The 21649-nt window shown below is 63.1% G+C and carries 14 protein-coding genes; 10 read left to right on the top strand and 4 right to left on the bottom strand.

The window, feature by feature from the left end; translation table 11 throughout:
• Positions 1 to 85: 85 nt before the first annotated feature.
• The 8 genes from J1N02_RS28900 to J1N02_RS28865 all read left to right on the top strand — a co-directional run bounded on the left by J1N02_RS28900 (position 86) and on the right by J1N02_RS28865 (position 11506).
• Entirely contained in the window at positions 86 to 883 is a 798-nt protein-coding gene (locus J1N02_RS28900) for a transporter substrate-binding domain-containing protein (protein ID WP_421148134.1), read from the top strand.
• Positions 876 to 1619 carry an amino acid ABC transporter permease gene (locus J1N02_RS28895; RefSeq protein WP_405125794.1) on the top strand — a complete coding sequence of 248 codons (744 nt, stop codon included), beginning with the start codon at positions 876 to 878 and terminating at the stop codon, positions 1617 to 1619. The genes J1N02_RS28900 and J1N02_RS28895 overlap by 8 nt, the downstream gene beginning before the upstream one ends.
• A complete protein-coding gene (locus J1N02_RS28890; protein ID WP_092357127.1) occupies positions 1609 to 2286 on the top strand; it encodes an amino acid ABC transporter permease in 678 nt (225 codons plus the stop codon). The genes J1N02_RS28895 and J1N02_RS28890 overlap by 11 nt, the downstream gene beginning before the upstream one ends.
• The gene (gene metC, locus J1N02_RS28885; RefSeq protein ID WP_405125793.1) at positions 2283 to 3485 is read left to right on the top strand and encodes a cystathionine beta-lyase; all 1203 of its coding nucleotides are present in this window, start codon (positions 2283 to 2285) and stop codon (positions 3483 to 3485) included. Before J1N02_RS28890 ends, metC begins: the two co-directional genes overlap by 4 nt.
• Positions 3482 to 4516, top strand: a complete 1035-nt coding sequence (locus tag J1N02_RS28880; RefSeq protein WP_146476280.1) for an ABC transporter substrate-binding protein — start codon at positions 3482 to 3484, stop codon at positions 4514 to 4516. The genes metC and J1N02_RS28880 overlap by 4 nt, the downstream gene beginning before the upstream one ends.
• Positions 4517 to 4542: 26 nt before the next feature.
• The gene (locus tag J1N02_RS28875; RefSeq protein WP_421148133.1) at positions 4543 to 6831 is read left to right on the top strand and encodes a TonB-dependent receptor; all 2289 of its coding nucleotides are present in this window, start codon (positions 4543 to 4545) and stop codon (positions 6829 to 6831) included.
• Between the two features lie 2 nt (positions 6832 to 6833).
• Positions 6834 to 8036 (top strand): dipeptidase, encoded by a 1203-nt coding sequence (locus J1N02_RS28870; protein WP_421148132.1) that lies wholly within the window; start codon positions 6834 to 6836, stop codon positions 8034 to 8036.
• Positions 8037 to 8194: 158 nt separating this feature from the next.
• Complete coding sequence (locus J1N02_RS28865; protein WP_098479415.1) at positions 8195 to 11506, top strand: SMEK domain-containing protein; 3312 nt, start codon at positions 8195 to 8197, stop codon at positions 11504 to 11506.
• A gap of 51 nt (positions 11507 to 11557) precedes the next feature.
• Here J1N02_RS28865 and J1N02_RS28860 read toward each other — a convergent pair whose 3' ends face one another.
• From J1N02_RS28860 to J1N02_RS28850, 3 genes are read right to left on the bottom strand one after another with little or no spacing between them, the layout of a single operon-like run.
• Positions 11558 to 12943: an efflux transporter outer membrane subunit gene (locus J1N02_RS28860; RefSeq protein ID WP_027606706.1), complete on the bottom strand. Its 1386-nt coding sequence runs from the start codon at positions 12941 to 12943 to the stop codon at positions 11558 to 11560.
• The gene (locus J1N02_RS28855) at positions 12940 to 16053 is read right to left on the bottom strand and encodes an efflux RND transporter permease subunit (protein WP_421148131.1); all 3114 of its coding nucleotides are present in this window, start codon (positions 16051 to 16053) and stop codon (positions 12940 to 12942) included. Before J1N02_RS28855 ends, J1N02_RS28860 begins: the two co-directional genes overlap by 4 nt.
• A gap of 2 nt (positions 16054 to 16055) precedes the next feature.
• Positions 16056 to 17225 carry an efflux RND transporter periplasmic adaptor subunit gene (locus J1N02_RS28850; RefSeq protein ID WP_421148130.1) on the bottom strand — a complete coding sequence of 390 codons (1170 nt, stop codon included), beginning with the start codon at positions 17223 to 17225 and terminating at the stop codon, positions 16056 to 16058.
• Between the two features lie 147 nt (positions 17226 to 17372).
• On the opposite strand from J1N02_RS28850, the gene J1N02_RS28845 reads away from it, so the two are divergent.
• Entirely contained in the window at positions 17373 to 18758 is a 1386-nt protein-coding gene (locus tag J1N02_RS28845) for an ATP-binding protein (protein ID WP_421148129.1), read from the top strand.
• A gap of 3 nt (positions 18759 to 18761) precedes the next feature.
• On the top strand, positions 18762 to 19457 hold the full coding sequence (locus J1N02_RS28840; protein ID WP_027606710.1) for a response regulator: 696 nt from the start codon (positions 18762 to 18764) through the stop codon (positions 19455 to 19457).
• Positions 19458 to 19504: 47 nt separating this feature from the next.
• On the opposite strand, the gene treS is transcribed toward J1N02_RS28840, so the two are convergent.
• Positions 19505 to 21568, bottom strand: coding sequence for a maltose alpha-D-glucosyltransferase (treS, locus tag J1N02_RS28835; RefSeq protein ID WP_141606488.1), 2064 nt, complete (start codon positions 21566 to 21568; stop codon positions 19505 to 19507).
• Between the last annotated feature and the right edge of the window lie 81 nt (positions 21569 to 21649).

Below are 21649 nucleotides of genomic sequence, written 5' to 3'. Positions count from 1 at the left end.
TCGCCCTGATAAAAGTGGAAGGGGCGGTGCGACGATTCGACTTGCCTCCGGTCCTTACGACAGGTCACTTTGGCAGCGGGCGCTGTTGGTTATTTTTGCATTCGGCGCACTCCACGCCCACGCCGAACCCCTGCTGGAACGGGCCCAATCCCGTGGCACCCTCAACGTCTGCACCAGCGACGAATTCCCCCCCTTCAAGACCTTCGATGCCCAAGGCAAGCCCGGCGGGTTGATCCTGGACCTGATCGTCGACCTGCAACAGCAGCTGTCTGCCAAGGTCGGCCAGCCGCTCAAGCTGCAACTTGTGCCAGTCAATCCGCTCAACCGCTTGCTGTTCCTCGAACAGGGCCGTTGCGAGGTGCTGGTCACGTCCCTGCTCGACACCCCCGCACGGCGGCGCGAAGTGGATTTTGCCGTTCCCGGTTTCTACAGCTCGGCCGCCACCGTGTTTGCGCCGAAAAGCACCGCCGTGCCGGACTGGCAAAGCCTGCGCGGCAAGACCCTGTGTGCGCCCGCCACCAGTGTCTGGGTGCGCCCGTTTGAAACGCGCTACGGCGTGCAGTTCGCCTCGTTCAACGGCACGGCCGAAGTGCGCAAGGCGGTGGCCGACAGCCGTTGCCTGGGGGCGATGGGTGACGATGCGTTGTACAGCGCCCTGGCGCGCCAGCCGGAATGGGCCGACTACGAGGTCAAGCTGCCGGGCCAGGATCCGGCGCCGTGGGGCATCGCCTTGCGCAAGGGCCAGCCGGCGTTGTTGGCGGCGCTGTCGAGCATCGTCGAAGGCTGGCATGCCCAGGGCGTGATCATCGGCCTGGAACAGCGCTACGGCCTGGCGCCGAATGCCTGGGTAGCGCAGCAGCATGCGCGGGCCAGCCATGAGTGAGGCCAACCTGCGCCTGTGGCTGGAACAGCATGGCCTGTCGCTGAGCATCCTGTGGGACCCGATGGACCGCCAGCGCTTCCTGCTCGGTCTGGGCCTGACACTGTTGCTGTCGGTGGCAAGTAATGCCCTGTCCCTGGTGATCGGTGTGTGGGGGGCCGCCGGCCTGGGTTCGCGCCGCTCGCTGTGGCGCCGGTTGAGCGCGGGGTACGTCGCGTTGTTTCGCAACACGCCACTGTTGGTGCAGCTGTTCTTTTTCTACTTCGGCGTCGGCGCCTGGCTGCCGCTGGCGGACGACACCAGTGTGCGGCTGCTCAACGGCACGCAATGGGCGATCATCGTGATCGCCCTGCACAGCGGCGCGTTCCAGGCCGAGAACCTGCGCGCCGGGATCGATGCCGTGCCCCGCGCCACCCTCGACGCGGCCGCCGCCCTCGGCATGCAGGGCACCACGGTACTGCGCCATATCGTACTGCCGCTGGCGCTGCGCAACAGCCTGCCGGCCATGGGCAATACGGTGGTGCAAACCATCAAGTCGACCTCGATTGCCTACGCGATTGCGGTGCCGGAATTGCTCTATGCGAGCAATCGGATCTGGTCGGACAACTTCAACGTCGCCGAGATGATGCAGGTGTTGCTGCTGGTCTGGTTGCTGCTGATCGGCACCAGCAGTTGGCTGCTGCGCCGCCTGGAAAACCACTTGCGCCTGCCAGGCCAGGAGTTGCCCGATGCTGCCTGAACCGTCCTGGCCCGCACTGTTGTGGCAGTGGGCGCCGGCGCTGCTGCAAGGCTTCGGCCTGAATATCCTCATGGGCGTCACCGCGATGCTGGTGGCCACGCTGGCCGGTGTCGTGCTCGGCAGCCTGCAGGTCAGCGCCCGGCCGCGCCTGCGTCGTGGTGCCGGGCACCTGAGCCGCCTGCTGCGCAACCTGCCGTGGCTGGTGGTGATGTTCTATGTGGCCTACCTGTTGCCCTATGAAGTGCACTGGGCCGGGCGCTGGTGGCAATTGCCGGATTGGCTCAAGGTCGCACTGGGCCTGGCGCTGCCCGCTGTCGGCTATGTCTCGGAGATCGTGCGCGGTGCCGTACGCGCGGTGCCGCTGGGGCAGTGGGAAGCCGCCCAGGCCCTGGGCATGCATCACGGCCAGGCGCTGCGCCACGTGATCATCCCGCAGACCCTGCCCAGCCTGGTGGCGCCGTGGATGAACCTGTATTGCGCGGTGACCATGTCCACCTCCCTGGCCAACCTGCTGGGGGTGGAAGAGCTGATGACCACCGTGCAATCGCACCTGTCCACGCAACTGCGCAACGACCTGCTGCTGCCCGCCTACGGCTTGGTGTTCATCGCCTTCTTTGTCTACATCTACCCCCTCTCCCGCCTGGCCAAACGGCTGGAGCGCACATGAGCACTGACCCTATGCATGACGATACCCTGCTGACCCAGTTGGGACGCGACCCCGCCAGCCACGAAGGCAGCGTCAACACCCCGGTGTATCGCAGCTCGACCTTTATCTGGCCCGACACCGGCACCCTCGAAAACCACCTGCAACAGGCCGCCGACCCGCACTATCGCGGGCATATCTACGGCCGTAACGGCAACCCCACCACCGCCGCCTTCGAAGACGCCGTGGCGCAGCTGGAAGGCGGCTTTCGCGGGCTGATCATGCCCAGCGGCCTGGCGGCGATTGTCGGCGCGGTGCTGGCGGTGGCGCGGGCCGGCGACCATATCCTGGTGACCGACAATTGCTATTGGCATGCGCGCCAGGTGTTCGACCAGATCCTGCCGCGCTATGGCATTGAGGCCACGTACTTCGCGCCGATGCTCGGTGCCGACATCGCCGGCTTGCTGCGCCCGAATACGCGCCTGGTGTACGCCGAAGCACCCGGTTCCAGCACCTTCGAGGTCCAGGACATTCCCGCCCTGGCCCGCGTCGCCCATGCCCACGGCGCACTGCTGATGCTCGACAACACCTGGGCCACGCCGCTGTTCTTCAAGGCGTTCGCCCACGGCGTGGACATCTCGATTCATGCCGCCACCAAGTACCTGGTGGGCCATAGCGACGCCATGCTCGGCGTGATCGTCACCACTGAAACCCTGTATTCGACGGTGCGCGAGACCGTCCGCCAACTGGGCTATATCGCCAGCGCCGACGACGCCTACCTGGGCCTGCGTGGCCTGCGCACCCTGGGTGTACGCCTGCGCCAGCACCAGCGCTCGGCGCTCACCGTCGCGCAGTGGCTGCAACAGCGTCCCGAAGTGGCCCAGGTGCTGCACCCGGCGCTGCCGGGGGCCATCGGGCACGACCTGTTCAAGCGTGACTTCCTCGGCTCCACCGGGCTGTTCGGCGTGGTCCTCAAGCCGCGCTTCGAGCCCCACACCAAGGCCTTCCTGGAAAGCCTGCGGTTATTCGCCATGGGCGCCAGCTGGGGCGGTTTCGAGAGCCTGATTCGCCAACAGCAACGCCACCCTTCGGCACAGATTGAAGCGGGCGTGCTGCTGCGCCTGCACGTGGGCCTGGAAGCGGTCGAGGACCTGCTCGCCGACCTGCAACAAGGCCTCGAACGCCTAAGCGCCACCCCCCATTCACCAAGGAGTCTGCCATGAGCCAAACACTGCCCACCCACTACAGCATTTGCCCGCTGCTGGTCGCGTCCAACATTGCCGTTGAACTCGGTTGGCTGGACGAGGAATACCAACGCGTCGGCGCCGACGCGATCTACCTGCGCTCACTGCCCGATAACCTCGGTTGGCTGCCGCACTTCACCCATGGCGAAGCCCGCTTGATTCGCGACGGCGGCGCGGTGCCGGCCTTGTGGGCGCGCGCCGACCAGGCCGATACGTTGCTGGTGGCCAGCACCGCCACCCAACGCGCCGGGCAGATCCTGGTGCGTGCCGACGGGCGTATCCGCCAGGTCGCCGACCTGTTCGGCAAGCGCATCGGCGTGCCGGTGAGCCGCAACACGGCGCGGGTCGATGTGCTCAAGGCGCTGGCCGAGCATGGCCTGTTCAATGCCCTGCAACTGGCCGGGCTGGAGCCGTCGCAAGTGCGCCTGATCGAGCTGGAGGATGAAGGTGATCCGCAGACCTTGCTGCCGGCCGTGCGGCCTTCGGCGTTCTGGTCGCAACTGCATGGGCTGCATGGCAAACCCGGGCATGAGGTGCAGGCCCTGGCCGAAGGCCGTGTGGATGCGCTGCATGTCGCGGCCGGGCATGTGCCGGCGCTGCTCGCCAGCGGTGAATTCACGGTAATCGAAGACCTGGAACGCTACCCGGACTGGACCCTGAAAAACCACAACGGCCCCTACGCCACCACCGTCAACCGTGCCTTTGCCGAAGAGCATCCCCAGGTGGTCGTGGCGTTCCTGCGCGCCGCGATCCGCGCCGGGCGCTGGATCAACCAGCACCGCGATGCCGCCGCCGAGCTGTTCACCCGCGTGACCTTCCTGCCGGACGCCGGGTTTATCCGCCGTGCCATCGCCGAGCTGGATTTTGTACCGAACCTGGCGCCGCAGAACCTGGCGGCCCTGGAGCTGAAGAAGGACTTCCTGGTGCAACGCGGCTTCCTGCAGAACGACTTCAGCGTGCACGAGTGGGCCCAGCCCGAGTTTCTCGCCCAAGCCCACGCCGGGCTTTAACGCCACACCTTTGCCAAGGACAGACAATGATTGCTCAGTACCGCAAGACCCTGCTGGCCAGCCTGCTGGTCGCCGATTCAAGCTGGGCGGCGCAGGCCGCCGATTCCACCGAACCGCAACTGAGCAAAGTCGAGGTTGTCGGTGCCCGCGTGACCGAAGCCAGCGCCGCCATCGGCGAAGACAGAATCAGCAATACCCTGAGCATCTCGCACCAGGCGTTGCTGTCGGCGCCGGCCGGCACTTCGGGGCTGAAAATGCTCGAGGCGCTGCCCGGTTTCAACGTGCAGGTCAACGATGCGCTGGGCCTGTATGAGTTCGGCAACTCGGTGTTCGTGCGCGCCTTCAACCTGCAGCAGATCGGCTTTTCCATCGACGGTGTGCCACTGGGCCGTACCGATCAGTTCGGCGGCAGCCCGATCTATCGCTACGTCGACAATGAAAACACCGAGCGGGTCACCGCCTCCACCGGCGCGGGCGACGTGTCGCAATCGGGCTATGCGTCCCTGGGCCCATATGTGGATTACCAGACCAGCAACCCCACGCTCGAGCCGGGCGCCAGCCTGTCCTACACCCTCGGCAGCGACAGCCTGCGGCGCAGTTTCGTCAAGCTGCAAAGCGGCGAATACCAGGGCCTGTCGGCGTATTTCAGCCGCTCGAAAATCGACGGCGACCTGTGGCGCGGCCCCGGCACCATCGACCGTGAACACCTGGAGGCCAAGGTGCGCTACCGCTTCGGCGAGCGTGACGAAGTGTGGTTGCGCGCCGTGCATAACGCGTTCTACGACTACGACTCGCCCTACGTCAGCAGCGCCCAGTACGACGGCAGCGCCAATGACCCGTTCGGTCGCTCGGGCCGTTACTTCGCCTACCTCGGCAGCCTGCCCGACTTACCCGAGAGCGTGCCCGGCGTGCGCTACAGCAACACCCACTACAACCAGTTCTACAAACAGGCGGTGAACCAGCGCCGCGACACCTTGTACAGCCTGGGCGGCCAGTTAGAGATCCGCCCGGACCTGCTCAACTACACCACCCTCTACTACGAGGCCAAGAAAGGCTTTGGCGTGTCCCCCGAGGCCTACGCCACTTCCCTGGCGCTGCACAACGCCGAAAGCAACGTGGATGGCCTGTTTGCCCCACGGGGCGTGCAATACGGTTTGTCGTCCCTCAGCGGCCATCGCTTCGGCGGGCGCACCGGGCTGCAATGGGACATCGGCCAGCACCAGATCGACACCGGTATGTGGGCCGAGACCGATGTGTTCAACCGCCAGCAGGCGCGCTACAACCTCACCGACGGCAGCCCGGCCGGCGAGCCGCTGTTCAATGAGCCGGTGCACCTGCAAGGGGATTTCAGCTCCACGCGCAATTCGTTGCAGTACCACCTCAAGGACACCTGGACCCTGCTCGACGACCGCCTGCGCCTGCAGTTCGGTTTCAAGAGCCTGCACCTCAAGTACCGCATCGAGGGCTATCGCAACGCCGGCGACTACATCAACGACCGCCAGCCGCGCCTGGCCACCCAGTGGAACGACGCCTTCCTGCCCCAGGCCGGGCTGGTCTACAACCTCACCGATGACACCCAGGTATTTGCTTCCTATTCGGAAAACATGGCCCTGCCCCGTGGCGCCGACGACATCTTCCGCGCGGCCAGCCCCAGCGCGCCGCCACCGGAGGCGGAGCGGGCGAAGAACTACGAGGTGGGCTATCGCATCAACCGGCCGACCTTCAACGCGGCCTGGGCGCTGTACCGCACCGACTTCGATAACCGCCTGCAAGCCTTCGCCTCAGCCGTGCCCGGCAGCAGCCAGGTGGAAACCTACTACCAGAACGTCGGCAAGGTGCAGGCCTACGGCAGCGAGCTGAGCGGGCAATGGAAACCCCCGATCCTGGCCGACAAGGTGGTGCTCAACGGCAACCTGACCTACAACACCTCCACGTTTCGGAACGACGCCGGCGGCCTTTCGATCAAAGGCAACGAGGTGCCCGACAGCCCGCGCTGGCTGGCCCAGGCCGGGGTTACCTATGAACTGGCGCCATGGGCACTGCTGAACTTTTCGGCACGCTATATCGGCGAGCGCTACAGCAACTTCACCAACAGTGAATCGGTGCCCGGCTACACCCTGTACAACGCCTACCTGGATCTGGGGGGCGAGCGCCTGCACTACGGCCCACTGAAGAATGTGAAGTTACGGTTCAATGTCGACAACCTGTTCGACAAGGATTACCTGGGCTACATCCTCACCAGCACCAGTGGCCCCGCCGTGTTCCGCCCGGGTTCGCCGCGCACCTTCCAAAGCACCTTGAGCATGGAGTTCTGAGCATGAACAAGCGCCTGCTGCTGCTCGCCCTGCTGCCACTGCTGGCCCACGCCGACACCGCCGTCAGCCCCGCCACCCTGGCCCTGCACCAACGCCTGCTGGTACTGGACAGCCACCTGGACACGCCGCTGACCCTGACCCGCCCCGGCTGGAACATCCTCGAGCGCCACGACTATCGCCAGGACGGCAGCCAGGTCGACCTGCCGCGCATGCGCGAAGGCGGCCTGGATGGGGGTTTCTTTGCCGTCTACACGCCCCAAGGCCCACGCACCGAGGAAGGCCGCGCCTACGCCAGCGCCTATGGCCTGGCCACCCTCACCCGCATCCGCGATGTGATCGACCGCAACCCCGACAGCTTCGCCCTGGCCCTGACCGCCGCCGACGCCCGGCGTATCGCGGCCCAAGGCAAGCGCGTGGTGTTTATCAGCATGGAAAACGCCGATCCACTCAGCTCCGATCCCGAGTTGCTCGACACCTACTACCGCCAAGGCCTGCGCATGCTCGGCCTGGTGCATTTCATGAACAACGACCTGGCCGACTCGGCCACCGCGCTGCAGGAATGGAAAGGCCTGAGCCCCAAGGGCCGCGACCTGGTGCAACGAGCCAACCGCCTGGGCATCCTGCTCGACGTGTCCCACGCCAGCGACGCGGTGTTCGACCAGATGCTGGCGTTGTCCAGCGCCCCGCTCATCGCCTCCCACTCCAGCAGCCGCGCGGTCAACCCGCACCCACGCAACCTCGACGACAACCGCGTGCGCCAACTGGCGGCCAAGGGCGGGGTGATCCAGGTCAACGCCTACAGCGACTACCTGATCCCCCTCACGCCCAACCCGGATCGCAACAAAGCCATGGCCGCGCTCGGCGCACGCTTCCACAACCTTGCCGCCCTCAGCCCGGAACAGGTCAAGGCGCTCTATCAGGAACGCGACAGCCTCAACCTGCATTTCGCCCAACCCAAGGCCAGCCTCGATGTGTTCATGAAGCACCTGTTGCACCTGCTGGAAGTGGCCGGCCCGGACCACGTCGGTATCGGCGCCGACTGGGACGGCGGCGGTGGCGTAAGCGGGCTGGACGATGTGAGCCAGTTGCCGGTGATTACCCAGCGGTTGCTGGATGCCGGGTATAGCGAACAGCAGGTGGCCAATATCTGGAGCGGAAATTTGCTGCGGGTGTTACAGGCGGCGCAGGATCAGCAGCGACCATAGTTCAACGCGCGGGTATCCAACCTCTTGGAAAAAGCCGCCTTGTGCGGCTTTTTCCAGCCCCCTTCGTCCTACGACTTGAGAGCAACGTGTGATAACGGTAGATTCGCCTCGCTTACAGAGTCGAAACACACCCTATTTTTCAAGGATGAAGGCGTTCTATGGATCACCAGAAGTTGCTGCTTGAAGTCAAAGACGAATTCATCTGGTTGGTAAAGAATGTCGAAGCCAGCACGGCAATGGGTCTGTTCGACGTCCACAGGATCTCAGAAAAAGTCGTTCTGCCCCTATTCCAAACCATCATGGGCTGGCCGGACCTGCGTAACCTCAACGAAGAGAAAGAGGACTACCCAGCCATCGACCTGGGGGATGAGGTCAAACAGATCGGCATCCAAATATCTGGCACCACCACCCTGACAAAAGTAAAGAACACACTGGCAAAGTTCTTGAACCACGACCTGGACAAAACCTACACACGGGTCATCGTCTATGTGCTGACCAATAAACAGCAAAGCTATTTTCAAAAGGCTATTGATGAAGTGGTGGGAAGCCGGCTGGCATTCAATGCCAAGACGGATATTCTCGACTACACCGACCTGCTGAAAAAGGCTGCCAAGCTAACGCCAGAACCGCTTCTGGTGGTGTGGAAGATACTTAAAAGTTATCGCCATGCTGAAGACCCCGCGCACCGTCCCGTTTGGTTGCTCAGGACTGAAGTCTCCCAAGAGGAAATCCCGCCGTTCACTCCCCGCTGGTTGTTTTTCGCCGAACGTAAGATTCCGCTGCTGGGGCGTGGCGGTGACTTGGACGTACTGGCGGACTTCATGGAAAGCCCGTCGCCATTCAGTTGGTGGACGCTGTGTGGTCCCGCGGGAATTGGCAAGACGCGCTTGGCCCATGAACTTGAGCTCAAGTACAAAGATAACTGGTATTGCGGCTTCACCGACGCGAAAAACCTACCGACCGTCGAGCAACTTCAACAATTGCAACGCCCCACTCTGCTGGTGTTCGATTATGCGGCACGGGACTCTGAAGCGCTCAAGGCATTGTTAAGAATGTGCTGCGCACTGGGCGATAGCCTGAGTTCGAAGTTGCGTGTGTTACTGCTTGAGCGAGAAGCAAATGAAAACGCAGACTGGTGGAAAGAGCTGGTCCTCACTGAAAGCACCACCGCGACATTGATTAGAAACAATCAGTACCAGGCGCCGCGCGAACTGACCGCGCTGAGTGCACAGGCTGGCGAGATATTACGGGCCTGGCTAGAAGCCGGAGCACCAGCGGTCGTGGAGCAACTGCCACCGCCGTCCTCACCGTTCTGGACGCAGGTCATGCACGTCAGCGAAGGCCGTCCTTTGTTGATTGCGCTGATTGCAGGGGCGTTCAGCCGAGCGCCAAATGATACTCACGTGCCCGCCTTGCGCGAGTTGCTGCTGCCGGTGCTGCAACGTGAGGCGCAGCGCTGGAAAACCAGATGCAATGACACAGGTCTGTTTCCAAGGCTCGTGCAGTTGCTCGCAGTGGCCACTCTTATTCGCGGCCTGGATATCCTCCAGGAGGATCACCGGGTACTTGTTCGAACCGGCGATGATGAGTCGGACTACCTGCTGGTCAAAGACCCCAAGACCCAGACATATCGGATCCCCACCGTCGAAGACTTGAGACAGCATGAGCACATCTTCGAACTGTTGAGCACACAACAGCAACAACTCTGGGATGACCTTGCGCAGCTGATTCCTGCAACACAGTTAGCGCCGACTACCAAAGCAGCCTTAGAGGTCTGCCCTCCGAGAGGCATCCTGCAGCCCGACCTGATCGGCGAGTTCTTTATCGATGAATTGTGGCGCCCTCAAATGCAGTTCGCGCCCGCTACCGCACTGCCGACTCTAACCGACGCCTCGCTTGAGGCTATCTTGAGTTCGGCATGGACTCTCCACCCTTACAACCTGCTCCAAACCCTGGATGCGTTGAAAAAAACCACGATCTGCCTCCCAGGATATCTGCGTCTACTCGACATGCTGACGGCGGTCGCCTGTAAGGTGCCGACAACTCATAAGTTTGCGCTGAGCCTACTCGCACGGCTGCTTTATAACGCGATGATCAAACTCGGCACGCAAAAACCGTCTGCGGCGCAAATCAATCGTACTTGCGAGCTATTATCCAGGCTGGCACAACACTTCCCCGCCGATCGAGAAGTGGCGTACCGGCAGCTCAAAGCGCTTATGCACCTGATCGTTGACCCAGTCAAGAAACAAGTCGACGTAGCGCGTGCGCGCGCAGTCAATCTGGAAGCCAGGCAGTTCGTCACCGAAGTCATAGAACATCCAGACGACAAGTTTGAGCTCTTCTGGGGGGACGCTATTGTGAACGTTGCCATGGCAGCTATACAAAACCACCATGAAGAGATGCTGGCTGAGGCGCTGGTTTCTGCCCAAATCCTCCAAACGAATTTTGGCGCTTCCTCTGAGCTGAACACACTCCTGGCGCGTCTTTACAAAGAAGTCGCCAAGTACCTTAGTGAGCCCTTGGGCGATACTTACTCGCTAAGTAGCCAACTGATCCCGCTGGCCAAACGCTGCCTTCCTTTGCTGGCACCACAGGTGGGACAGGGCATTGAACAAGGAAACCTGGACCAGCCTTTCCACGTCAGTTCAACTTGGGCATTGGTCAATATCATGTACGCATACGCGAAACTAAAAACGCCAGCAAAGGTACTCGAACTGCATCCTGAAATAGAACGCTACGTCGCACGGGTCAGCGACCCGGCAGTCGCAATCGCCATGGAGGCCAAAGCGGTATTCAACGCGCAGACTGCGCGACTGCTTGAAAATGACCTACGAAGCGCTTTAGCCCTGGCGAGTCAAATCCAAGTGGTATTCAACGTGTCTTATTCGAATGAAGCAGGCCAGGCGCACTTGTCACTATGGGGACGAAGCCTCAGCCTCACGCTGGCAGCACGCGACTGCGAGGGTTTTCTCGGCAACTGCGAAAAACTTTTCACTCTCTGCCCGCTACTCAGTGACGATGACGGCGTGGTGTGGATGCTTGCCCAAAACCTGCAGCTAATTCGTGAAGGTATAGCTGTACTGTCTATCGAGCAAATTTGCCTTGCAAAATTTACCCGGCATTTATCGGCCTTTGGCAGCCAAACAGGACGTTGCACGAACCTCTTTTTTGCGAACACCTTGACCCTCGCCTGTAAAGACTTCAACAACAAGAAAGACGATCTCCGAAATCTTGAGCAATTGTTCCTATTCGTCAAAAAACGGCTTGAGTTCGACGAGCTGTCCGAGTGTCTGTACGCTGCGTTGTTTGATTACTGGATATCCAAGGGCAAACCCGCATCAATTGCGTTGTTTGGGTGTTGTGAAATCTCCAGCGGTGTAGACAGCAACCTTCGTATACGCATCACGGCTGATGATCTGTCAGTGCTGAGTGACAAGACAATGAAGTTCATCTCGCTAGCAAATCCATAACGCGCTTCCAAAACCGTTCGACGCTGAACTGCTGTACAGACTTCGCCATATTTACTGCCACCCTCCCCCCATCACCTTATACAAACTCACCCGATTACTCTGCTCCGCCAGGCGCAGGGTGATCAGGTCCTGCTGGGCGCTGTACAGCGAGCGTTGGGAATCCAGGGCTTCGAGGTAGCTTTGCGAGCCGGCGCGGTAGAGCGCGTCGGACAGGTCGTAGCTCTTCTGGCTCGCCTCGGTCAACGCTTGCTGGGCGGTGAGGCGCTGGTCCAGGGTGCTGCGCACGGCCAGGGCGTCGGCGACTTCCTTGAATGCGGTTTGCAGGGTTTGCTGGTAGGTCTGCACCTGGATCTCTTTCTCGACCTTGGCCGCATCCAGGGTCGCGCGGTTACTGCCGGCATCGAAGATCGGCAGGCTGATGCTCGGGGCGAAGGTCCACGCGCCGCTGCCGGCCTTGAACAGGCTGGACAGTGACGCACTGGCGGAGCCCGCATTCGCGGTGAGGCTAATGCTGGGGAAAAACGCCGCGCGGGCCGCGCCAATGTCGATGTTCGCGGACTTGAGGCTGTGCTCCGCCGCCAGTACGTCGGGGCGCCGCTGCAACAGGCTCGACGGCAGCTCGGCCGGCACCTGCACCAACGCCGCTGCCGATCGCAGGTGGGCGTCGGGCAGCAAGGCGTCGGGGATGTCGCTGCCGACCAGCAGGCGCAGGGCGTTACGGTCCTGGAGGATCTGGCTCTGATACTCGGCCACATCGACCCGCGCCGATTCGACGGTGGTTTGCGCCTGGGCCACGGCCAACGCCGTGGAGCCACCCAGGGCGTGGCTGCGCTGGGTCAGTTCGTAGGTGGACTGCTGGCTGGCCAGGGTCTCTTCGGCCAGTTGCAGGTGCTCGTTGTCGGCGGCCAGGGTCAGCCAGGCGGTGGCCACTTCGGCCACCAGGCTGATTTGCGTGCTGCGCCGGGTTTCGGTCAGCGCCAGGTAGTCTTCCAGCGCTTCGTCCTGCAGGTTCTGCACGCGGCCGAACACGTCGACCTCATAGCTGCTCAGGCCCAATTGCGCGCTGTAGTCGTGGCTGGTGACGGCCGTGCCGCCGCTGGACAGCGAGCCCGGCGTGCGGCTGTGGGTACCGCTGACGCTGGCGTCGAGGGTCGGGAACGCCGCTGCGCGCTGGATGCGGTATTGCGCCTGGGCCTTCTCGATATTCAGGCTGGCCAGGCGCAGGTCGCGGTTATTGGCCAGGGCCAGGGTTTGCAGGTGTGCCAGGCGGCGGTCGGTAAAGAACTGCTGCCACTGGATGTCGGCCGGCACCTCACCCTGCACACCCGCTTGCCATTCGCCAGGCACCGGTGCCTCGGGTTGCTGGTAGTGTGGCGCCAGGTTGATGCAGCCACTCAAGACCACTGCGGCCACTAACGGGAAGAGAAAGCGGGTCATGCGTCACCTTTTTCGACAATGGGCGTCGTGCTGACACGGCCAAAGCGGCGACGGATCAACACAAAAAACAGCGGTACAAAGAAGATCCCCAGCACCGTGGCGCTGAACATGCCGCCCAGCACACCGGTGCCGATGGCCCGGCGCCCGGCGGAACCTGCGCCACTGCTCACGGCCAGGGGCAGCACGCCGAACATGAAGGCCAGGGACGTCATCAGGATCGGCCGCAGGCGCTGGCGCACGGCGATCAGCGTCGCCTCGCGCAGGCTGTTGCCCTGCTCCTGCAGGTGCTTGGCAAACTCGACGATCAGGATCGCGTTCTTCGCTGCCAGCCCTACGGTGGTCAGCAGGCCGACCTGGAAGTACACGTCATTGCTCAACCCCGTAAAGCGAGTGGCCCACACCGCGCCGACGATACCCAGGGGCACTACCAGGATCACCGAGAACGGCACCGACCAGCTCTCGTACAGCGCGGCCAGGCACAGGAACACAAACAGGATGGACACCGCATACAGCAACGGCGCCTGGGACCCGGAAAGACGCAACTGGTACGACTGGCCGGTCCACTCGTAGCCGATGCCATCGGGCAGTTGCCGGGCAATCGCCTCCACCGCGTCCATCGCCGCGCCGGAGCTCACACCGGGTGCCGGGTCGCCGACCACTTCCAGGGAGGATGTGCCGTTGTAGCGCTCCAGCAACGGCGAGCCATAGCTCCAGGCACTGCTGGCAAATGACGAAAACGGCACCATTTCATCGTTGCTGTTGCGCACGAACCAGTGGTCCAGATCGGCCGCTTGCATCCGCGTGCCGGCTTCGCCCTGCACGTAGACCTTCTTCACGCGGCCCTGGTTGAGGAAGTCGTTCACATAGGTACCGCCCAACGCCGTGGACAAGGTGCTGTTGATGTCGCTGGTGCTCAGGCTCAGGGCCCCCGCCTTGCGGTCATCGATGCTGATTTTGAGTTGCGGCGCGTCGTCCAGGCCATTGCTGCGCACGCCCAGCAGGCGCGGGTCTTGCCTGGCCAGCGCGATGAACTGCTCGCGCGCCGCCACCAATGCGTCGTGGCCAAGACCGGCGAGGTCCTTGAGCTGCAAATCAAACCCCGAGCTCTGGCCCAGGCCACGCACGGCGGGCGGTTGCATCACGAATACATCGGCATCGCCGATGCTTGCCAGGGCCAACGTGGCACGTTGGGCAATCGTGGCGGCATCGTCCGAGCGCTCACTCCAGTCCTTCAAGCGAATAAACGCCCGTGCGGTGTTCTGGCTGTTGCCGCCCATGCCCAGGCCGCTGATGCTGATCATCGCCTCGACTTCCGGCTGCTTGAGCATGTACGCCTCGAACTGCTGCAACACCGCCTGGGTGCGGCTGTCGGTAGCGCCCACCGGCAGCTGGATTTGCGCCATGAGAATGCCCTGGTCCTCATCCGGCAGAAACGAAGTAGGCAAGCTGGCATAACCCGCCGCCATGGCTGCGGCGATCAGCACATACACCACCAGGCTGCGCCGTGAGCGTTGCAGGACAGCGCCGACCAACGCTTCATAGGCGCTGGAACAGCGTTCGAAGGAACGGTTGAACCAACCGAAGAAGCCCCGTTGAACCGCATGCCCCGGCTTGAGCAGCGTGGCGCACAGTGCCGGCGTGAGGGTCATCGCCACCACCACCGACAGCACCATGGCCGAGACGATGGTCACCGAGAACTGCCGATAGATGATCCCGGTGGAACCGCCAAAAAACGCCATGGGAATAAACACCGCGCTCAGCACCAGGGCGATGCCGACCAGTGCACTGGTGATTTCATCCATCGATTGACGCGTGGCCGCCAGGGCCGACAAGCCCTGCTCGCTCATCACCCGTTCGACGTTTTCCACCACCACAATCGCATCGTCGACCAGCAAGCCAATGGCCAGGACCATGGCAAACATGGTCAGGGTATTGATCGAGTAACCGAACAACGCCAGCACACCAAACGTGCCCAGCAACACCACCGGCACAGTGATCGCCGGGATCAGCGTGGCCCGCAGGTTTTGCAGGAACAGGAACATGATCAGCACCACCAGCACGATGGCCTCGCCCAGGGACTTGACCACTTCCTCGATGGACAGGCTGACAAAGGGCGTGGTGTCGTAGGCGATCACGTTCTTCAATTGCATTTCGGTGGGGTAAAACGGCGCCAGTTCCTTGAGCTTGGCCTTGACCGCCTCGCCCACCTCCAGCGCATTGGCGCCCGCCGCCAGTTGCACGCCCATGGCGGCGGCCGGCTTGCCGTTGAGGGCCGAGTTGATGTCATAGCTCTCGCTGCCCAACTCCACGCTCGCCACATCACCGAGCAGCACGACCGCGCCGTCGCTGCCGGACTTGACCACCACATTGCGGAACTCCTCGGCCGTCTGCAGTTTGCTGCGCGCGCTGATGGTGGCATTGAGTTGCTGGCCCTTCACCGCCGGCAATGCGCCGAGTTGGCCGGCTGACACTTCGGTGTTCTGCGCCTCCAGCGCGGTGCTCACATCCGACGGCATCAGCGCGTATTTTTCCAGCAGCGCCGGGTCCAGCCAGATGCGCATGGCGTAGCCCGAACCGAGGGTCTGTACGTCGCCCACGCCGTCGATACGGCTGATGGAGTCGAGCAAGGTGCTGGAGATGTAGTCACCGATCTGGGTGCCGGTGACGCTGGGGTTGTCCGAGGCCAGGGCGGCAATCATCAGGAAGTCCGAGCCGCCCTTGGTCACGGTCAGGCCTTCGCTCTGCACCGACTGCGGCAAGCGCGACTCGGCCTGTTGCAGCTTGTTCTGCACCTGCATCTGCGCTACATCGGGGTCGGTGCCGGCGCCAAAGGTCAGGCTGATACTGGCGCTGCCCGCCGAACTGCTGGAGGCCGACATATAGGTCAGGTTGTCCAGGCCTTTCATCTGTTGCTCGATGACCTGGGTCACCGAGTCTTCGACGGTCTTGGCCGAAGCGCCGGTGTAGGTGGCGGAAATACGCACGGTGGGCGGCGCGATGTCCGGGTACTGCTCCAGCGGCAACTGGCTGATGGATAACGCGCCGCCGAGCATGATCACGATGGCGATGACCCAGGCGAAAATCGGTCGATCGATAAAGAAACGCGCCATGTTCAACCCTCCTGCGCCAGGGCGCCGGCATCGGCGGCCTGGGTCTGGACCATGGCGCCGATGCGGACTTTCTGGCCACCTTCGACGATCACCTGGTCACCGGCCTGCAAACCCGCCGTCACCCACCACTGGTTGCCCACGGCGCGGTCAACGCTGAGCACGCGTTGCTCGACCTTGCCGTCAACCACCAGCAACACCGAGGTCACGCCGCTGGCGCTGCGGCTTACGGCTTTTTGCGGGATCAGGATCGCCTGGTCATCCCGGGCCTGCTCCAACACCCCACGCACGTACATGCCGGGCAGCAGCACATGCTCGGGGTTGTCGAACACCGCACGCAAGGTCACGGTGCCGGTGCCCTGGTTGACGCTGACCCCGCTGAACTTGAGGCGGCCGTCGTGGTTGTAGGTGCTGCCGTCATCCAGTTTGAGGCTGATGCGCGCCTCGCCGTCGCCGTTGGCCTGCAACACGCCACGGGCCAGGTCGTGCTTGAGGGCGAGCAATTCAGTGGTGGACTGGGTCACATCCACATAGATCGGGTCGAGTTGCTGCACGGTAGTGAGTGCGGTGTCCTGGTTGGCCACCACCAGTGCGCCGGGGGTGACCGTGGACGTCTCGATACGCCCGGCCACCGGCGAGCTGATGCGGGTGTAGGCCAGGTTGATGCGGGCAGTGTCGAGGTCGGCCTGGGCCACCTGGACGTCAGCGGCGGCGGTCAGCAGGGTGGCCTGGGAATCTTCGTTGGTTTGCTGGCTGATGGCGTCGATCTTCACCAACCGGGCGTTACGCGCGGCGGTGGTCTGTGCCGACTTCAAGGTGGCGCGCGCCTTGGCCAGGCTCGCCTGGGCCTCAGCCAATGCCGCCTTGTAGGGTGCCGCATCCAGTTGGTACAGCGCCTGCCCGGCCTTGACCTCGGCGCCTTCGACAAACAGGCGCTGCTGCACGATACCGCCGACCTGCGGGCGAATCTCGGCGACCATAAACGCCTGGGTGCGCCCGGCCAGTTCAGTGGTCATGACCTGGCGCTTGGGCTGCACAGTGATCACCGAGACCATGGGGGTGGCGACTGCCGGCGCTGGGTCGCCTGCCGAGCAGCCGCCGAGCAGCACCAGAATGACGAACGACAGGAGTACCGCGGCGGTTACCAGGTATTTGGCGAAAAGTTTGGTCGACATAGTTGCCTCTGCAAGACGGGGTGGTGCAAGCCTTACCGTCATGCTGCTGGGCAAATGTGCAGGAAAATTGAAGATTGCCCGCCTGGGTTGAATCTTTCCTCCATGGGGCCCTAAATGGGCGGGTCCACTCTTTTACGGCCCTTGTTCATGAAGTTGAGTATCTCCACCAAACTGTTTGTCGCGGTATCGGCCGGTGTGCTGCTGGTCATCCTCAGCATGGGCCTGGCCACCAGTTGGAGTTTTGGCCGCGGGTTCCTTGGCTATATCAATGAACAGGCGCTGGAGCGCATGGCCACGGTGGTGCCGCGCCTGGCCAGTGCTTATGCGCGCGAAGGCAATTGGGCGTTCATGCGCAACCGCCCGGATCGCTGGTTCGACATCATGCGCCCAGACCCCGACGAAGAACGGGTCACCCATGACCTACGTACACCGCTGGCCTCGGACTTGACCGGTGCGCTGTTTCGCATCGCCCTGCTCGACAAGGACCGCAAGCGCGTCACCGGCTACACCGCGATTGGTGAGGATGCGCTGGTGAGCCCCATTGTGGTCGCGGGCGAAACCGTGGGCTGGCTGGCCGTGACCCCGTTCCAGAGCGTGACCGAAGCCGGTGGCGAACGCTTCCAGCAATACCAGCTGCGCACCAGCCTGGTGATGGGCGTGTTCTCGCTGCTGCTGGCGATGCTGATTGCCTGGTGGATCGCACGCACGCTACTGGAGCCGGTCAAGCGCGTGGCCGCCGCCACCCACCGCCTGGCCAGCGGCGACTACAGCAGCCGCGTGGCCGTGGCCTCCAACGACGAAGTCGGCCAACTGGCCCGCGACTTCAACCAGTTGGCCTATACCCTGGAGCGCAACGAAAAAATGCGCCGGGAGTTCATGGCTGATGTCTCCCACGAACTGCGCACGCCGCTGTCGGTGCTGCGCGGCGAGCTGGAGGCGATCGAGGACGGTGTGCGCAGCCTGGACCCGAATACGATGAAATCCCTGCTCGGCGAAGTCGGCATGCTCAGCAAGCTGGTGGATGACCTGTATGAGTTGTCCCTGGCGGATATCGGTGCGCTGACCTACCGCAAGGCCCCATGCATGCTCAACGACGTGCTCGAAAACAGCCTGGCGATGTACCGGGAACGCTTCGCTGCCCGCCAGTTGCAGCTCGACCTGGAGCTGCCGCGCGAGCCCGTGGAGCTGCTGGCGGATGCCAGTCGCCTGCAGCAATTGTTTTCCAACCTGCTGGAAAATGCGCTGCGCTACACCGACGTCAACGGCAGGTTGCGCCTCAGTGTGGGGGTCGACCGCGACACGGTGCGTATCGACTTTCTCGACTCCGGGCCGGGCGTGTCCGCAAGCCAGTTGCCACGCTTGTTCGAGCGGTTCTACCGCGGCGAGTCATCGCGCAACCGCGAGCATGGCGGCGCCGGCCTGGGCCTGGCAATCTGCCGCAGCATCGCCAACGCCCACGATGGCAGCCTGGTTGCCGACCACTCGCCCTACGGCGGCCTGTGGCTGACCCTGCGCCTGCCCCGGAGCCTGTGAACCATGCACGATGAACCGCCGATCCTGATCGTCGAAGACGAACCCAAGCTCGCCGCCCTGATGCGCGACTACCTGGAGGCCGCCGGCTATACCACCCGGTGCCTGGACAATGGCCTGCACGTGGTGCCCGCCGTGCGTGCCCACGAGCCCAGGTTGATCCTGCTCGACCTGATGCTGCCCGGCCGTGACGGCATGCAGCTGTGCCAGGACCTGCGCGGTTTCAGCGCGGTGCCGATCATCATGATCACCGCCCGCGTCGAAGAAGTGGACCGCCTGCTCGGCCTGGAACTGGGCGCCGACGACTACATCTGCAAACCCTTCAGCCCCCGTGAAGTGGTGGCCCGGGTCAAGGCCATCCTGCGCCGCAGCCCGCAGCTGCTCGGCACCGGCGCGCCGCGCCTGCTGATCGACGAAGCCCGCTACCAGGCCTCGCTGGACGGCATCGCGCTGGACCTCACGCCCCTGGAACTGCGCCTGCTCAACACCTTCGCCCGCGCCGCCGGCCGCGTGTTTTCCCGCGACCAGTTGCTGGATCACCTCTACTCCGACCACCGCGTGGTCACCGACCGCACGGTGGACAGCCATATCCGCAACCTGCGGCGCAAGCTGGAACAGGTATGCCCGGGGGAAACCCCGATTGAGTCGTTGTATGGGGTGGGGTATCGGTTTCAGTTGGCTGAAAAGCAGCCACAGGCCTGACAACACCCCTTCCCACATTGGGTTCTTCGGTGCTTGGAAGATTGAGGTTACATCGGCGTGCTGCTGATAACCCGCAGCGCCAACCCCTCGTACGCATCCAGGGTAATGGTGAACTCGCCCTCCGCCGTCAGGTCGCCCTCCACCCGTTCGTTGATGATGTCCACCACCATCCCCGCCGCGATATCCGGCAGGTTCAGGGTTTCGGTGATCGGCGTGGCGCCGAAGTTCAGCGCGGTGATTTGCGTGCCTCTGCCGGCCGGCAATTCGTGGACCATGATCAACAGGCCGGGGTTCTGCACGTCGGGCACCAGTATCTGGCGGCTGGCGGCGATGTCGTAGGCGCGGCGCACGGCGAGGATCTTTTGCAGTTGCGAGGCGAACGAGTCCGGGTCCTGCAACTGGCTGTTGAGGCTGCCGTAGAGGCTTTTCGAGCGTGGCATCTGGCCGGCCGACAATTCTGCGTCAGGGTTCAGATCCACCAGGTCGTACGCGCCGCGATGAATCCAGCGGGTATCGCCATCCTGCATCAAGTGCGCGACTTCCTCGGCGGCCAACGGCAGCGCGCCTACCAGGTCCCAGCCGGACAAGGCGAACACCCCGGGCTGCATGGCGTTGTACATCACCAGCAGTAAATGGATCTGGCGAATCTGTTGAATGTCGGCGGCACTGATTGCCTCCAGGTCGCGAATGCCCAGCGCCGCCGTGATGATGCTGGCGGTGGTGCAGGACACGCCATTGGTCACGAACTTGAGGTTATACGGCGCATGCTCGCCGGCCAGGCGTTCGTACATCTGCTCGCGGATGTGCTCGCGCAGGATATTGCCGGGGAATGTCTGCCCCTGGTAAAGGAAGGTGTCGTGGGCATGCAGGGTCCAGAAGTGCACCAGCTCCAGGGTCAGCTCATCGTGGTTCTGCAACGCGTGGATCAGCGAGCCGGGGTCGATGCCCTGGCGGTGCATTTCGCGCAGCATCAGGCGCAGGAATTCGGCATCGCCCATCAACAGCGCGTGCTGGTACGCCGGGCGGGTGATGAAGTCATAGGACAGGTCGGCGCCGCCATGGGACATCGACGCAATGTCATCCACCGTGAGGTTCAACTCCTGGAAGCTGAAACCGCCGGCCTTGCGAATCGCCCCGCCCAGCAGCTGGTTGCCGGTGATCGACAGCGGATGGCTCTCGGACCAGGCCGTGCCATCGAGGGTGCGTTCCACACCGAGGAAACCATTGGCGTCCAGGCGCAGGATTTTCGCGCCCATCACGTCGATGGCGTGCAAGGCGTCGCCGATGATCATCTGCTGCGCGGCGAAGGTCGGGTCGAGCCAGTTCAGCGACGGCTGGCCTTCCTTGAAGTAGTGCAGGTACACCCAGCGACGCGGCTTGCCATCCACGCCGATGACCACCGGCGTGGTGCTCCAGTCGGTTTCCTTGACGCCGGGCTCGAAGAAGATCACCCGCTGCAACTGGCCGACGATATAGTGCTTGTCGCGCAGGGCGTCCACCTGGGCCGGGCTGAGGTTCTGCGCGTCGCGACCCTCGGCTACCTCGGGCAGCAACGGCCAGTCTTCCTCGCGGATCTCCACCATATGGTAAAGGCCGGGGTAATCCTCGTAGGCCATCTCCGCCAGGCGAAAGTCCGCGCCCTTGCCGGTGTGGGACGGAATCACGTCGTCGATGATCACCGCATTGTGCGCCGCCGCCATGCGCGTCAACGCCTGCAACTGCGCCTCGGTGCCCAACTGCGGGTCGATCTCGAAGCTGATGCGGTCGAAATTGCCGTCGATGGTCGGCGTGTGCCGGGTGCCGGTCAGGCCACCGGATTTCTTCAGCGGGCCGTTATGGATGCCCTGGATGCCGATCTTCGACAGCGCATGCCACAGCGTCTCATCCCCCAGCGCCTCCAGCACCGTACCGCCCTCACGCGTCACAATCGACGCCGGGTAGGCGGTAAACCACACGGACGACAAGGCCGAGGCATCACGGGGCCGGGTCTGCGCGTACGGCTGTTGCCACAACCGGCCCTGGCCCGAATAGAGCTTGGCGCGCTGGCGTGCCGCGTGCAGCATCGATTGTTCCACCAGCCAGTTCACATGGTTGTTTTCAGCCGCGGTCATAAGCTTGGTACCTGTCGTGGTTAAACATTACTCGTGAACATATGAGGGCTCGGTGGGCCATTCGTTGCATTGCAATGTGGC

It is taken from the genome of Pseudomonas sp. NFX5 (assembly GCF_049132125.1).
GTDB classification, from domain to species: Bacteria; Pseudomonadota; Gammaproteobacteria; order Pseudomonadales; family Pseudomonadaceae; genus Aquipseudomonas; species Aquipseudomonas marginalis.
This window is presented reverse-complemented; position numbering and strand designations above follow the sequence as displayed.